At 38.2% G+C, this 14,859-nt stretch carries 15 protein-coding genes and 1 riboswitch; of the genes, 9 read left to right on the plus strand and 6 right to left on the minus strand.

Annotation, left to right across the window (positions count from 1 at the left end):
- Positions 1-8 precede the first annotated feature (8 nt).
- A riboswitch (Fluoride riboswitch) is annotated at positions 9-71 on the minus strand.
- 64 nt (positions 72-135) lie between these two features.
- Both ACN1CD_RS03660 and ACN1CD_RS03665 read left to right on the plus strand, forming a co-directional pair.
- Complete coding sequence (locus ACN1CD_RS03660) at positions 136-1,101, plus strand: tryptophan 2,3-dioxygenase family protein (protein WP_419128892.1); 966 nt, start codon at positions 136-138, stop codon at positions 1,099-1,101.
- A gap of 147 nt (positions 1,102-1,248) precedes the next feature.
- Positions 1,249-2,313 carry a branched-chain amino acid aminotransferase gene (locus ACN1CD_RS03665; RefSeq protein WP_419128893.1) on the plus strand — a complete coding sequence of 355 codons (1,065 nt, stop codon included), beginning with the start codon at positions 1,249-1,251 and terminating at the stop codon, positions 2,311-2,313.
- 151 nt (positions 2,314-2,464) lie between these two features.
- On the opposite strand, the gene ACN1CD_RS03670 is transcribed toward ACN1CD_RS03665, so the two are convergent.
- Together ACN1CD_RS03670 and radA are read right to left on the minus strand one after the other, a co-directional pair.
- Entirely contained in the window at positions 2,465-2,932 is a 468-nt protein-coding gene (locus ACN1CD_RS03670; RefSeq protein WP_419128894.1) for a DUF4920 domain-containing protein, read from the minus strand.
- 344 nt (positions 2,933-3,276) lie between these two features.
- Entirely contained in the window at positions 3,277-4,653 is a 1,377-nt protein-coding gene (radA, locus tag ACN1CD_RS03675) for a DNA repair protein RadA (RefSeq protein ID WP_419128896.1), read from the minus strand.
- Between the two features lie 263 nt (positions 4,654-4,916).
- On the opposite strand from radA, the gene hflX reads away from it, so the two are divergent.
- The 5 genes from hflX to ACN1CD_RS03700 all read left to right on the plus strand — a co-directional run bounded on the left by hflX (position 4,917) and on the right by ACN1CD_RS03700 (position 8,390).
- Complete coding sequence (hflX, locus tag ACN1CD_RS03680) at positions 4,917-6,104, plus strand: GTPase HflX (protein ID WP_419128897.1); 1,188 nt, start codon at positions 4,917-4,919, stop codon at positions 6,102-6,104.
- A gap of 11 nt (positions 6,105-6,115) precedes the next feature.
- Positions 6,116-6,493 carry a 30S ribosome-binding factor RbfA gene (gene rbfA, locus ACN1CD_RS03685; RefSeq protein WP_419128898.1) on the plus strand — a complete coding sequence of 126 codons (378 nt, stop codon included), beginning with the start codon at positions 6,116-6,118 and terminating at the stop codon, positions 6,491-6,493.
- A gap of 106 nt (positions 6,494-6,599) precedes the next feature.
- Complete coding sequence (locus ACN1CD_RS03690; RefSeq protein WP_419128899.1) at positions 6,600-7,301, plus strand: peptidoglycan DD-metalloendopeptidase family protein; 702 nt, start codon at positions 6,600-6,602, stop codon at positions 7,299-7,301.
- 45 nt (positions 7,302-7,346) lie between these two features.
- Positions 7,347-8,000: a TonB family protein gene (locus ACN1CD_RS03695; RefSeq protein WP_419128900.1), complete on the plus strand. Its 654-nt coding sequence runs from the start codon at positions 7,347-7,349 to the stop codon at positions 7,998-8,000.
- Positions 8,001-8,390 carry a hypothetical protein gene (locus ACN1CD_RS03700; protein ID WP_419128901.1) on the plus strand — a complete coding sequence of 130 codons (390 nt, stop codon included), beginning with the start codon at positions 8,001-8,003 and terminating at the stop codon, positions 8,388-8,390.
- Positions 8,391-8,704: 314 nt separating this feature from the next.
- On the opposite strand, the gene ACN1CD_RS03705 is transcribed toward ACN1CD_RS03700, so the two are convergent.
- The gene (locus ACN1CD_RS03705; protein ID WP_419128902.1) at positions 8,705-9,559 is read right to left on the minus strand and encodes a diacylglycerol/lipid kinase family protein; all 855 of its coding nucleotides are present in this window, start codon (positions 9,557-9,559) and stop codon (positions 8,705-8,707) included.
- Between the two features lie 59 nt (positions 9,560-9,618).
- Between ACN1CD_RS03705 and ACN1CD_RS03710 the strand changes: the two genes are divergently transcribed.
- Positions 9,619-10,590, plus strand: a complete 972-nt coding sequence (locus ACN1CD_RS03710) for an App1 family protein (protein WP_419128903.1) — start codon at positions 9,619-9,621, stop codon at positions 10,588-10,590.
- 603 nt (positions 10,591-11,193) lie between these two features.
- Here ACN1CD_RS03710 and ACN1CD_RS03715 read toward each other — a convergent pair.
- A complete protein-coding gene (locus tag ACN1CD_RS03715; RefSeq protein WP_419128904.1) occupies positions 11,194-11,562 on the minus strand; it encodes a YccF domain-containing protein in 369 nt (122 codons plus the stop codon).
- A 118-nt stretch (positions 11,563-11,680) separates the two neighbouring features.
- On the opposite strand from ACN1CD_RS03715, the gene ACN1CD_RS03720 reads away from it, so the two are divergent.
- Entirely contained in the window at positions 11,681-12,034 is a 354-nt protein-coding gene (locus ACN1CD_RS03720; RefSeq protein WP_419128905.1) for a hypothetical protein, read from the plus strand.
- 152 nt (positions 12,035-12,186) lie between these two features.
- Here the strand turns inward: ACN1CD_RS03720 and ACN1CD_RS03725 are convergent, their stop codons facing one another.
- Positions 12,187-13,386 carry a DUF1501 domain-containing protein gene (locus ACN1CD_RS03725; RefSeq protein ID WP_419128906.1) on the minus strand — a complete coding sequence of 400 codons (1,200 nt, stop codon included), beginning with the start codon at positions 13,384-13,386 and terminating at the stop codon, positions 12,187-12,189.
- 19 nt (positions 13,387-13,405) lie between these two features.
- Complete coding sequence (locus ACN1CD_RS03730) at positions 13,406-14,848, minus strand: DUF1800 domain-containing protein (protein WP_419128907.1); 1,443 nt, start codon at positions 14,846-14,848, stop codon at positions 13,406-13,408.
- Between the last annotated feature and the right edge of the window lie 11 nt (positions 14,849-14,859).

Below are 14,859 nucleotides of genomic sequence, written 5' to 3' on the forward strand. Positions count from 1 at the left end.
TTTTAAATAAAATCGTAGGAGTCATCAGCCTGTTTGGGCGGTTTTGGCGGTACCCCATCGCCTTCAAGCCAAATGTAGAAAATTTAGCCATTTCTACAAAAATCTTTATCACCTTTGTATTAATAAATCAAAAAAATGGACTTCACACCAGAGATTAAAGACAAACTGGATCAACTTCAAGAAAAGTATACCGCAATGGGGCAGGATATGGCTTCATACCTGGATGGATTGCTTTATGCTGATTTTCTAACCTATTGGGACTATATTCACCTCGATACTTTGCTAAGTCTCCAAAGTCCGAAAACGCCGATTCCAGATGAAGAAATTTTCATCATGTATCATCAGATTACAGAATTATATTTTAAACTCTCTTTACACGAGTGTAGGCAAATTGCTGAACATGAAAATTTAACAGTAGAATTTTTCACCGCTAGGGTTAAAAGAATCAACGCTTATTTTAATGCTTTAACTACCTCTTTCGAAGTGATGGTTGACGGTATGGAAAAGGAGCAATTTTTAAAATTTAGAATGTCACTTTTACCAGCGAGCGGTTTCCAATCGGGGCAATATAGAATGATCGAGATTTGCGCGACAGATTTTATTCGACTGGTTGATAAAAGTAAACGCGAAGAATTGACTGCAGCTACCATTGAAGAACAGTTTGAACACATTTACTGGAAATTTGGTGCAACTGAACTGGCTTCTGGAAAGCAGACGTTAACCTTAAAGCAATTTATAAAAAAATATGCAGCGCAATTTTTACAGCTGGCTAAAGATCGTTCTTTAACTAATTTCTCGGCACTGTATCATCAATTAAAAGCTAAAGGCGACGATGTTTCGGCGCTTGCAGAAGAATTGCGGAAACTTGATTTATATGTGAATGTAGAGTGGCCCTTATCCCACTATAAATCGGCTGTTCGTTACCTGGAAAAAGATCCTGTTGATGTTGCGGCCACTGGTGGAACGAATTGGCAGAAATACCTGCCTCCGCGTTTTCAGAAAAGAATCTTTTATCCATTCTTATGGACGGAAGAAAATATGGAAGAATGGGGGAAAGGCTGGGTGCTTAGTGTACTCAAAACACTCAGAAACAAAGATTAATATCTAAGAAAGCTATTATAAAAGCGGCTTTTTTGCTATTTTGCGCAAAAACAATAATGATTGAGTTAGAGAATGCCTGAATGATTGAATTTGCCTATTGCAAACCATTCATTCATTCAAAAATCATTCATTCAAAATTCAAATACAATGACCGAGACATTAGAGATAAAAATCACTAAAGCTGAAGAAACTCGTTTAACAGTTACTGATTTTTCTGAATTACCGTTCGGTAAGGTTTTTACCGATCACATGTTTACAGCCGATTATGAAGACGGCGAATGGAAAAATTTGCAGATTCTTCCGTATGGACCAATTCCAATGAGTCCTGCAATTTCTGCGCTACATTATGGTCAGGCAATTTTTGAAGGTTTAAAAGCTTACCGCTTACCTGATGGAAAAATTAGTGTCTTCCGTGCAGATAAAAACTTCGAACGTTTTAATAAATCTGCAACCAGAATGTCTATGGCAACCATTCCTGAAGAGATTTTTATGCAGGGTTTGGCCGCTTTAATTGCCATTGATGAGAAATGGGTGCCTAATCAACCAGATTATGCGCTTTATATTCGTCCGGTAATGTTTGCAACAGACCCATATTTAGGTGTTCGTGCCTCCGATTCATATAAATTTGCCCTTTTAACTACTCCAACAGGACCATATTATAGTTCTGCTTTGAAAGTTAAAATCGAAACTGAATTTACACGTGCTGATGAAGGTGGTGTTGGTTTTGCAAAAACAGCAGGAAACTATGCCCGTTCATTATACCCTTTCGAACAAGCCAGAAAAGAAGGTTTTGATCAATTGATCTGGACCGATTCTATTGCTCACGAATATATAGAAGAAGCAGGAACAGCCAACTTAATTTTTGTGATTGATGGCAAATTGGTTACTCCATCTGTAAGAAGTACTGTTTTGGATGGTGTTACAAGAGATACGATTATCAAATTGGCTAAGGAATCTGGAATTGAAGTGGAAGAGCGTAGGGTTTCTGTAAAAGAAGTTATTGAAGGCATTCAGAGTGGAAGCTTAACTGAAGCTTTTGCTGCTGGTACAGCTGCAACGGTAACGCATGTTGGCCAGATTGGTTATAAAGGAGAGATTTATCAATTGACAGATCCTTCAACCAGAAATATTTCAAATGGTATTGCTAAAAAACTTAACGACATCCGTTACGGCTTGGCACCAGATGAATTTGGCTGGAACTGGGTTTTATAAGAAAACCTTTTTAAAACCATAATCCCGGTACAAAATGCATCGGGGTTATGGTTTGATTTGAAGTTTATTTTTTTCGCTTTAGGCTTTTCTCTTTCAGCATTAAACTTTATTTTTTTTCCCTTTTAGCTTTAACCTTTTCGCTTTCAGTCTTTTATTCTTTATCCAGTATCACCACTCCTTTAGCTTCAAAAGCTAACTCTTTTTTCGGATCGGTAATTTTAGCAACTTCTTCAGGTGATTTCTTAGCATCTTCTGCGTAATGACGTAAAGTTTCTACTGATATGGTTTGTTTTTTCGCTAAGCCATCCAAGACCACATTTTTGCCCACAATATCCATTGGCATAAAAAAAGCATAATCCTTAAAAGTAACCCGCATCGGATCGCCATTTGGCATTTCCAAAGTCATCCAGCAGCCTTTTTTCTTGCAAACATCAACAACTTTACCCTGAATTTTCATGTCGGTTGTAGTTTGATTGCCCATTGCAGATTCCATTTTTGCTGCAGGTTTAACATCTCCGGGTTTAACTTCTTCGCCAAATTTTTGACCTGTATATGCAGTTTGAGTAAATCCGGCGAAGGCAAATAGGCAAAAGCTCAGGCTTAAAATAATTTTTTTCATTGGGTATAGTTTAGGAATGATATGATTCGGTTACTGATCTGAATCAAAGTTATTTAAAATTTAGATAAATAGAGCAAACAAAAAAAATCCTCGTTAGTTCTCACTAACGAGGAAAATCATCCCTATTGTCGTAGATCACATCCCATGATCTACGATACAATACCTTAGGCAAACGTGAATCCAAAATTGTCAAAGTTCCAATGCTTGTGTTCAACGATCTGATATGTAGTGTTTTATGTATTCGTGTAGTCAGTGCCAGATGATATACTCATTTACTATTTGGGGAATTTAAATATCAAAGTGGGGAAATCTGTTGAATAATTTCCCCTATTTTACTGATATAACTAACCAAAAATCATTTCAAATACTTCCTCAATTTTACTTACTGCTTTAATTTCCAGGTTGTACTTCGTGATATCAATTCCTTTAAGGTTATATTTTGAGATATAAATGGTTTCAAAGCCCAGTTTATCTGCTTCAGCAATGCGTTGCTCAATCCGGTTTACTGCCCTGATTTCCCCAGATAAGCCAACCTCTGCTGCAAAACAATTTTTAGATGAAATGGGAATATCCTGATGAGAGGAGATAATCGCAATTAAAACGGCCAGATCGATAGCGGGATCTTCCACACGGATTCCGCCAGCAATGTTAAGAAAAACGTCTTGCGTACTTAATCTAAAGCCACAACGTTTTTCCAATACCGCTAAAAGCATGTTCATTCGCTTGGTATCGAAACCAGTAGCCGATCGTTGCGGTGTACCATAAGCAGCAGCACTTACTAACGCCTGCGTTTCAATCAACATAGGTCTTGCACCTTCAAGCATAGCAGAGATGGCAATGCCACTTAATTCTTCATCACGTTGTGAAAGCAGTATTTCGGAAGGATTAGAAACCTCTCTCAAACCACTTCCCTGCATTTCATAAATTCCAAGTTCGGCTGCTGCTCCAAAACGGTTTTTAATAGACCTGAGGATTCGGTAAACATGATGCCTGTCTCCTTCGAACTGCAAAACGGTATCAACCATGTGCTCAAGAATCTTCGGACCGGCAATAGCGCCATCTTTGGTAATGTGACCAATCAGGAAAACAGGTACGCCTGTTTCCTTAGCAAAGCGAAGCAATTCGGCTGTACATTCCCGAACCTGCGATACACTTCCCGGTGTAGAATCGATATGTGATGAATGCAAGGTTTGGATAGAATCGACCACTAAAATTTGAGGTTCCAAAATCTCAATCTGTTTGAAAATATTTTGTGTTGATGTTTCTGTGAGGATGTAGCAATCAGCAGATGGACTTTCTTTAATCCTTTCTGCACGCATCTTAATTTGTTGCTCACTTTCTTCACCAGAAATATACAGCAGTTTTTTGCCCTTAATATTCAATGCCAATTGTAACATCAGGGTAGATTTTCCAATACCGGGTTCACCACCAATTAAAACCAGCGAACCCTCTACCAGGCCACCGCCCAAAACGCGATCCAGCTCCTTGTCGCCAGTCAGAATTCTTCGTTCAGCTGACGATTGTATTTCATCAACTTTACTGGGTTTACTTAATTTTCTTGAACTTGTTTCGGTTTTCCAGGTAGGTACTGATGTAGTACTTTTCTCAATAATTTCTTCAACTAGAGTGTTCCATTGTCCACAGGATGGGCATTTACCCAGCCATTTTGCAGATTCGTAACCACAGCTTTGACAGAAATATGCTGTTTTTGTTTTTGCCAATTGATTTCAGTTTTAAAATACGAATTTACCCTTTAGTGAGTGAATGTGCTTTTATTTTTTTAAACATTTGGTGTATGGTGATTTATCTAACAAGGCTGCTCATGGCAACATAAACCATGTTGCTAAGCTGGTTTCTGTTTTATTTTGGCCAGATTTAGGACTTAATTGGGTGCTTCATTTTTAATGGTAAACATTTCGCTTAACCTAATGGTTTTTAAATGAAATTACAAGTTTGCAAAATTTGTATCTTTGCACATAATTACATGGGAAAACAAAAATTTTATGATACTGCGATTAAGCAGGAACGGGCCATTTTGGTTGGTGTAATTACGCCAGGTGAGAAGGAAGAACAAACAAGAGAATACTTAGATGAATTGGCCTTTTTGGTTGAAACAGCTGGTGGTAAAGTAGAAAAAAACTTCACGCAAAAGATGTTGAAGCCAGAGCGTGCCACATTTGTGGGTACTGGAAAGCTTGAAGAAATTAAAGCATATGTAAAATCAGAGGAGATAGATACCGTCATTTTTGATGATGAATTATCCCCATCTCAACTGCGAAATATCGATCGTGAGCTCGGTGTTAAAGTATTGGATCGCAGTAACCTGATTCTTGATATTTTTGCAAGCAGAGCGCAAACTGCTCAGGCTAAAACGCAGGTAGAATTGGCGCAATTGCAATATGTTTTACCTCGTTTAACGGGAATGTGGACTCACCTTGAACGCCAGAAAGGTGGAATAGGAATGAGAGGGCCGGGTGAAACGCAGATAGAAAGTGATAGACGGATTATTTTAAATAAAATCTCATTACTCAAAGAACGTTTGAGGCTGATTGATAAGCAGAACGAAACGCAACGGAAAAATCGTGGCGAGTTAATTCGTGTTGCTTTGGTGGGTTATACCAACGTGGGTAAATCAACCATCATGAATATGCTGTCTAAATCTGAAGTATTTGCCGAAAATAAACTTTTTGCAACGCTGGATACAACAGTGAGAAAAGTGGTAATCGAAAACTTACCCTTTCTTTTATCCGATACAGTTGGATTTATCCGGAAATTGCCTCACCATTTGGTAGAGTGTTTTAAATCGACGCTAGACGAGGTAAGAGAAGCCGATATTTTAATTCATGTGGTGGATGTTTCACATCCGAATTTCGAAGATCAGATTCACATTGTTAACGAAACCTTAAAGGATATTGGTGCAATTGATAAAGACATGATTCTGGTCTTTAATAAAATTGATGCTTATGTCTCACCGGAAACCGAAGGGGATGATGACGATGGCAAATTAAGTTTAAAAGATTTCAAGAAAAGTTGGATGAGTCATGGTAAGGTGCCTGTTTTATTTATTTCAGCTACTGAAAAAGAGAATATAGAAGAGTTTAAAACGTTGTTGTACGATAAAGTAAAAGCTGCTCACACAGCAAGATACCCGTACGATAACTTACTTTATTAATAATAGAAGATATGGAAAGTAAACGTCAGCAAAAATTTGCAGGAGTACTACAGGAAGAATTGGCTCAGGTTTTTCAGCGTGAAGGTGGTGCATTTTTGCCAAATACATTGGTAACCATCACCCGCGTAAGGGTATCGTCAGATTTAGCCGTAGCCAAGGTTTATCTAAGCTTTTTCAATACCACCAATACCACATTATCCATCAATACCGTTAACGCACATGCAGGAGAAATCCGTTATAAATTAGGAGCCAGAATCAGGCACCAGGTAAGGGTGGTGCCAGAGCTTACCTTCTTTGTAGATGATACAAATGAATATGTAGAACGTATGGATCATCTTTTTGAAAAAATTTCGAAAGAGCCAAGGCAACCGGATGAAGAAGCAGAATAGTCTATTAATTTAATCTGCTTTATAGCTAAAGATTTTACACCCGCACGGTAGATATACCTGCGGGTTGTTTTTTAATACACCACGTCAATATTTATTTGATTTTATAATGAAGACATTTGAGCAGGCTATTCATACAAACGCAGCCTCAATTAAAAAGATAATTGATTTTGATGAAAACACCGACCATCTGTTGCCACTGGATTTTACAGCGCGGAATTCGGAGCTAATGGATGAAACTTTAGCTGATACTGATTTGTTCTCCAATTGGGTAAATGAAAAACTTTTAAAGCATAATGCCCGTTATGGAATTGGAGGGTACAATGAACATCGAACCATCTATACCCGGAGTGTGCATTTCGATACGGAAGAAGAACCCCGAAGGTTGCATTTGGGTGTAGACATTTGGGGCCCGGCCGGAACAGTAATTTATAATTTTTATGATGCTACTGTTCATAGTTTTGCAAATAACAACCATTTTGGAGATTATGGTGCGACCATCATTCTATCTTATAATATAGAGGGCTTTAAATTTCACGCATTATACGGGCATTTAAGTCTGGAATCTTTAAATGGATTAGAAGAAGGAAGTTTTATTCCTGCCGGAGCAAAAATTGCAACGCTGGGCGCTAAGGAAGAAAATGGGAACTGGCCGCCACATTTACACTTTCAGGTTATCCGGGATTTAGGTGATTTTAAAGGAGACTATCCCGGGGTGTGCAGGTTTAGCGAACGGGAAAAATACCTGGAAAATTGTCCAGATCCGAATGTAATCCTGGCGCTTCATTTTAAACATGCCATGCCTGGATAACTGCAGGATTAATCTTTGAGCTTATTTTTTACGTAAATTAGAACTATGAAAGTGCTTTTCGCCATTTGCTTTATTTTTTTAAGTGCGCTTGCTTCTGCACAAGTTCAATTTCAATCGGGAAAGAAGAGTTTTACTGATTTTCTAAGAGAGAACACCATCTATCCTTCATTTTCTAAAGCCAATTGCATTCAGGGGACCGTTAGTATCAGCTTTAAGTTGGATGGGCGGGGAAATATTTATTCTTCGAAAGTAAGTAAAGGGATTTTGACGGATTTAGATGATGAAGCCTTGAGGCTGGTTCGTTTAAGTAGTGGGAAATGGCAGGTGCCGTCTGGCTATGATACCACAACAGCTGTGGTTATTCCGGTTAATTTTAAATTGGAAGGCTTTAACTGTGAAGGGAAATCAAGCGCTGCTATAGAAGCGGCAATAAGGGCTTACCAATCAGAGGAAGCTTTAACCAACTCGGTTATCAATTTCTACAAAAATATAGATCAGGCGAAACCGGGACAGGAAGTTCAATTTATTACCATCAAAAGGCAATTGGGAATTGATGATGAATACTTCAATTCGAGGATAGAGACAGGCCTGCAGAAGATTAAGCAAGGTGATAAGCAGGGAGCTTGCGAAGATTTTTCATTTGTTAAAAATATGGGGAGTAATTTAGCGGATGCTTACCTCTCGAAATATTGTAAATAAATGAAAAACACGGTAAGGTTTTTTGCAATTCTGGATTTCATTAGCATTATTCTATTAGCTAAACAGTTTTGGGGAATAGTTACACATATCAATGAAATTCCGGATCAGGTGGTTTCACAGGTAAAAGTGTGGCTAACCTTGTTTTTGTGTGTGCTCCTTTTTGTTTCTGCAATTGGATTGCTGATGTTCAGGAAATTTGGTTTTGTTACTTATTACGTGCAGTTTCCTTTTCGATTAATTGTCTGGATTTTTTCTGTTGGTTTCATCACTTATTTACCGGAATTACTGAGTCTAAGTGAGGTTTGGTTTAATATTTTATTCAGGGTTTGCTTTATTGCGGAGTTTTTTAGGCTGTATTTTACTATTCAGATTCATAGAAAGGTATTTTAATTATAATCTGTATAGCTTGAATTGCGAAGAATTTTCACGCAGATTACGGCGATTTCGCAGATTTGGTGTATCAAACCACCCCGCCTTTCAGGCACCCCTCCGGAGGAGGGGAATGCTAGTAGCATAGAATATATCTGCCTTTCATTTGTATATCTGTAACTAAATAACAAGCTGGATCTCAATTTTAGTTCTTATCAAAGCATCTCACAAGATCCAATATGTTATGGTTTAGTGAAATACTATACATTTGGATAAGAACGGTCGTCCTGCTGAACTTGATTCAGCATCTGTTGTTTTCGTTTCAATAGTCCAGCTTACAAAATCACCGTTACCGAAGCAGGTAAAATTTCGGCGGTAACTTCATTTACTTTTCCAACGTATTCTCCATCAATCTGGAAGTGAACTTTATGTTTTGAAAATATTTTCACTTTCGAAGTTTGAAAAACCTCAATTTTCTTGGGGTTGAAAGGCAATTTGGTCAACCAAATCTTCAAAATTTCCAGATAAGAATAATCTTTAACCACTATAATCTCAAATAGCTCATCATCAAGTTTTCCATCCGGATTAATTTTTAAGCCTGTTCCATACATCGTTGCATTTGCAATGGCCACCATTGCCGCTGCGGATTTAATGATTTTGCCTTTAATATCTAACTCAATCTGCATTCTTTTGTGGTTCCACAGGGCATGCCAGGTTGCTTTGGCATAACCCCACATCCCACGTTCTGGCAGCGTGTCGAATTTTTTGACCAAATAGGCGTTGAAACCAAGATCAGAAAGGTGAATGCAAATTTCATCGTTGAGTTTCACCGTGTGAATTTTGTGTGGCGTGCCAGTTAAGACCAAATCAAGCGCCTGTTCGATCTTCGTCGGGATGCCCAATTCTTTTGCCATTCCATTTGCTGATCCGGCTGGAATAATCCCGATTGGAACATCAGTATTGAGCAAACATTCTGCAACAAGTTTTAGTGTTCCGTCGCCGCCAACAGCTACTACGCGATCGGCGTGTTCTTCCTTAATTTTTGCTTTAATTTTTTCGAGTGAGCAATCTTTTGAAAGCTCAAATAATTCGATAGACACTTCTTTCGTTGAAAAGTGCGAAGAAATTACTTCCTTTAAATTGATATCGTGGCTACCTGAACCTGGATTTATAATAAATAGTAATTTCATGTGTTTAACCTAATGGCTTATAACACAAACAACTTTTGCTAAACTCTGTTTTAATATCAATGAATAAATCTGTAAGTGTAAAAGTATATCATGGTTATGGGCATAAGCATAATCTGGTTGTTTATGGTCATGTGTTTAAGCGTAAGTTGAAAACCAAGCAGATTTACAGCAATAATATCTTTGTTAATATCATTCATCTGCTTAAACTTTTCATTTTGAAACCTTATCCATCGGTAGCGGTGCAGCTTCAGTTTTTCGGACAAACGATCTATCAGAAGACAGAGAAGGATGGTTTTTTTAAATTTGAGTGGAAGGCTGATGAAGATGTTTCGGCTGGCTGGCATTATGTAAAAGTAGCGGCTGTGGATAAAGATGGAAATATTTTGAATACAGGAGAGGGGAAAGTTTATGTGCCACACATTACACAATATGCCTTTATTTCTGATGTAGACGATACCGTAATGATTTCGCATTCCGCAACCATTGGCAGAAGACTCAGAGAACTGTTTATTAAAAATCCGCATACACGAAAAACATTCTCGAATGCAGCTGATCACTATCAGCAACTTGCATTATCGCACACCAATCCAAATCAGCCCAATCCTTTTTTCTATGTAAGCAGTAGCGAATGGAACTTATATGATTACCTTCTCGAAACCTTTCGGTTTAATCAACTTCCAGATGGTGCCTTTTTACTTAATACTTTAAAGAAGTGGAGCGATTTACTTAAAACAGGTAAAACGGGGCATGAAGGAAAATTAATCCGTGTAATGCGGATTCTGGATGCTTTTCCAAATCAGAAGTTTGTTTTTTTTGGTGATAACACACAGCAGGATCCGGAAATCTATACCCAGATTGCTGAGAAATATCCTCAGAATATTAAGGCGGTTTATATCCGGAATATCCGGCCCGAAAAACGTGATCAAACCTTAGAATTATTAAGCAAGGTGCAAGCAAAGCAGGTTAGTACTTGCTTGTTTAATACCAGTGATGAAGCGATTGAACATTCTAAATCAATTGGTCTTATTTGATAATCAGGAGTGTTTGTTGTGTTAACAAACCGATAGCTATGTATAATGATAGGTATTAGAATATCATTTGAATAGTTTGTTTTTACTTTAAACACTCCGCCCTTTGGGTAAACTCTAAGGGACTATAGTGTGGATACACAGTTAGTTTTAAAGATTTTTTTCCGCTCTTTGCCGCGGAGGCATGGTACTTTGGAGCGCCAAAGTACCCAAAGCGCTTTGTCAATCCAACTATGGGCCTTTTACACGACCCAACACACATCAAAAAAACAGGGGCACTTTGTTTTGTGTTCAAAATTATTTTAAGCTTCGAATCTATATTTATGAACACAAAACCACTGCGTTTAAGGTTTGATAGTGCTATTTATGCTATTGTACAACTGTTTTTTTGATTTCTCCGGCCCTTGGGATTGACGGCGCTCTTCGGTAAGGCTTGTGTTTTATTAAAGTTAGTTAGCATAATGCATAAAAAACCACTCTCAAAGATTTGTTCACACGATAGTCAGAGGGAGGGGCATGGCAATCTTAATTTCCTCCGATGCATTAGAGGGTAGTCACAGACCGAGGTGTGAAAGGCAGTAATAATTATCGAACTTATGCTAACAATCAAGAGATTGATTTTCCAAAAGGCGTAAAGGCCAGGTTCATCAGCTTAAAATGTTGTCTTCCGAAGGGAATACCCACAATGGTAATGCAAAATAAAATTCCGAAAAACAGGTGGGTGAGGAAAATCCAAAATCCGCCGCAAACCAGCCAAATGAGATTCATAACAGTTGATAAGCAGCCAGTGTTGGAAGAAGTGTCAGTAATTTTTACACCAAAAGGAGCAAGGCCAACTATAGCAAATTTGAAGCATTGAATACCAAATGGAATTCCTACAATAGTTAAACAGAGGATCAAACCGCCAATAATATACTCGAAGAAAATAAAAATTCCGCCAAAAATAATCCAGATAATATTGCCTAAGAAGTTCATTTCCTTTTTTTAGTTTAAGATAGCTTTCAGTTGTAATTGTTACATATTGAAAAATGATTTTTCTTTTTTGGAAGACTGATTTTTCTTAATTTACAGCCACACACAAAAGAAACAAATTATGAAAAAATTAATGATTTTAGCTGCAATGGTGGCTGGCTTTGCGTTACCTGATGCCAAAGCACAAACCGTAAATGGCGTTCGGTTAACGGATATCAATGCCAATTATATGCAGGTAAAGGAAATTAAAAGAACATTTGCGCAGAAGGTCTTTGTATCCGTTGAATATGGGCAAATTGCAGACGATTTAAACAAGACCTGTATTAAAGATGATTTAGGTAAAAAAATGGAATTTGATTCTGCTCTTGACTTTGTTAACAAGGCAAAATCATATGGCTATGAGTTATTCCAGGTTTTTTCGGAGCGCGAATGGAAAAGTGACAGTAACGCAGTATATGTTTTAAAACGAAAATAGTTATTGGGGAGGAAGGAAACATAGTTTTTTATTACTGCCCGGGTAAACTAAACCCGATAGCAATGAAAACGCCAGCAATTTTTTCTATTGCTGGCGTTGTAATGAATAGCGGGGCTGCTGTAACCGATTTACCATTACCTTTGCTTTCCAGATTATATGAAATCCAGCGTATTAAATTTCTTATTCAAGATTTCTCCATTGTCTACATCCAGCCATTTATCCAGTATGGTGCCATAAACCTGACGAAAATCTAGCTGATATTTTAAGTCACCACTATCTAAATCGCTGAGGTTTGGCGCAGCATTAAAGATGCCTTGTTTTTTAAGGCGACCACCAAAAACAAACATATTATTGGCTGTTCCATGATCGGTACCATTGCTGGCATTTTGTTCTACACGGCGGCCAAATTCTGAAAAAGTAACCACCAAGGTGTCTTCCAGTTTATTATTCGCTTTCAGGTCTTTAAGAAAAATTGCCATGCCTTCGCTATACTGTTTTAATAAATTACCTTGCTGATTCGTTTGATTAACATGGGTATCAAAACCACTGAGCGAAACATAATAAACCCTTGTTTTTAATCCTGAAGATATAAATTTCGAAACTGTTTTAAGTTGGTTGGAAAAGCCAGTGTTGGGATAGGTGGCTTTAGATTGATAAATTTTTGAGGTGTTTTGGATATAGCTGGCTGATGACTGGGTTTCGATCATCGTTTTATACAGATAGCCCAAATTGTCTTCATCCAAATGCTCTTTATCGCTTTGGAGCACCGCTTTAAAAAATGGATTGTTAGTGTTGCGGAACAATGCTGCCGGATCTTTCAAAGCGATTCCTTTTTTAGTCTGGCCTTTCATGGCCAAAGACAAGGAATCATCAACCTCTATAGCAGTATAAGGGAATTTGCAAGTTTGGCAATTGCTATCCAGGTAACGGCCAATCCAACCTGTAGAAAGAAACTGATTGCTGTCGCTACCGGTTTGCCAGATGTCCATGGATCGAAAATGTGAACGATCTGGATTCGGATAACCGACATCATTAATAATGGTCATCCAGCCCTGATCATAAATTTCCTGCAGGGCAGCCATATTGGGATTTAACCCTTGCATATCATTAAGCTTGATCACTTCTTCAGGCTTGATGGCAATGCTTTTTCTTTTTTGGTAATAGATGTCGTTTCCAAAAGGAACAACTGTGTTTAAACCATCGTTACCACCAGAAAGTTGCACCACAACCAGGTTTTTGTAAAGGCTCAATTCATCAAGCGCCATGGCTTCTAATGGTTTCATAAATGCAGGAACAAATAATGAGCCTGCGGCAACAAAACCGGTATTTCTTAAAAAATTTCTTCTGTTCATCTCCTTAGGATTTTGAGGTTTAACCCAATTGATATTCTGGCATACTGGTAATTTCTACAGCAGTGCTTCTGAGGCCTTTGTTATCGCTCACCATTTTTACTATTTTTTCATTTAGTTTAGGTTGTAGTAGAAACTCAGAGAGTTCCAGCGGCGAGATTCCTTTAGGTAAGGTACCTATAAACTTAGGCCAATCGGCATTTGCGTTTACATAAGATTTTGGCTTAGCCTTATTATTTGCATTTGCAGTAGCATTTCTATTTAAAGCAATCACGGCTTCATCTTCAGGATCTGCTTTCCCGCTAAAATCTATTTCGCCATCATTTAATACCAATGATGGGATACGCATTCTCAGCATCAGGGAGGAACTATCAATCCAGCTTTGTCCACCTGGCCAACCTGCTACATTTGGTGGATTGAAGAGATACTGGCCCAAACTGCTTTGCAATTGGATAAGTATTTGCGGTTTGTTGTAGGTGACGTAAAACTCACGGCTCAGGCCAACCAGAAATTCTACCGGAGACTTAATTTTGGTACCCACATTTTCTGCGCTGTAAAACCAATCTGCAGTAAACATTTTTTTTATTAGTTCTGAAATCTGATAATTAGACGCATAAAAATGATTCCCGAGTTCTTTTACATGTTCCTCATTTGGCTGATCGTTTACAAAGAATTTATAAATTTTTCTGGCGATGAAGGTAGCTGTTTCTGGTTTTTCTAAAATGAGATCGATGATGTTTTCTCCATCGAAATTTCCGGTCTTACCAAAGAACGTTTTAGGCGCTTCATCGTGCAGGTTCTGGCGGAAAATAAATGTCCCGTCTTTGTCGTACATCCAACCGGTAAATGATCTGGCAGATTCTTTAATGTCATTCTCCGTGTAATTTCCTCTGCCTAAGGTGAAAAGTTCCATCAGCTCACGGGCAAAATTCTCGTTGGGTTTGCCCTTTCTATTTTGCTGGTTATTGAGGTATTGTAACATGGCTGGCGATTTCGAAACTTCGATCAGCAGCGTCTTGAAACTTCCCAAGCCATTTGTTCTTTGAATATTATTGAGCTGTTGCGCATACAGCGGATCGTTGCTTCGGCAGGCGAAGTGGCCATGCCAAAAGAGGGTCATTTTTTCGCGGAGTGGAGAGGTGGTACCAATCATTTTGTTTACCCAGGCAATGTTCAGGTCTTTACTCACTTCGTTCTGCATCCGAACAATTTCCTGCCGCATTTTCTTTTCCTCATTGTTTAGGTCTTTTTTTGCGTACAATCCAGATTGAACCAGCATCTGCCGTTTAGATTCCATCCCATTAACCAATGTTATAGAATCATCAACTTTGGGTTCCTTTAGCAGACCTGCAACAATCTTTTCGATGTTTTTCTTACTCAGTTTTTGTAAATCTGAGTAAGAAATACCAAATCCTGCTCTGTTATAAAGATGCTTTACTTTGAAGAAATTATCTTTTGCGCTCATAATTAACAGTT

This window comes from Pedobacter sp. N23S346 (genome assembly GCF_048515415.1).
Lineage (GTDB): Bacteria > Bacteroidota > Bacteroidia > Sphingobacteriales > Sphingobacteriaceae > Pedobacter.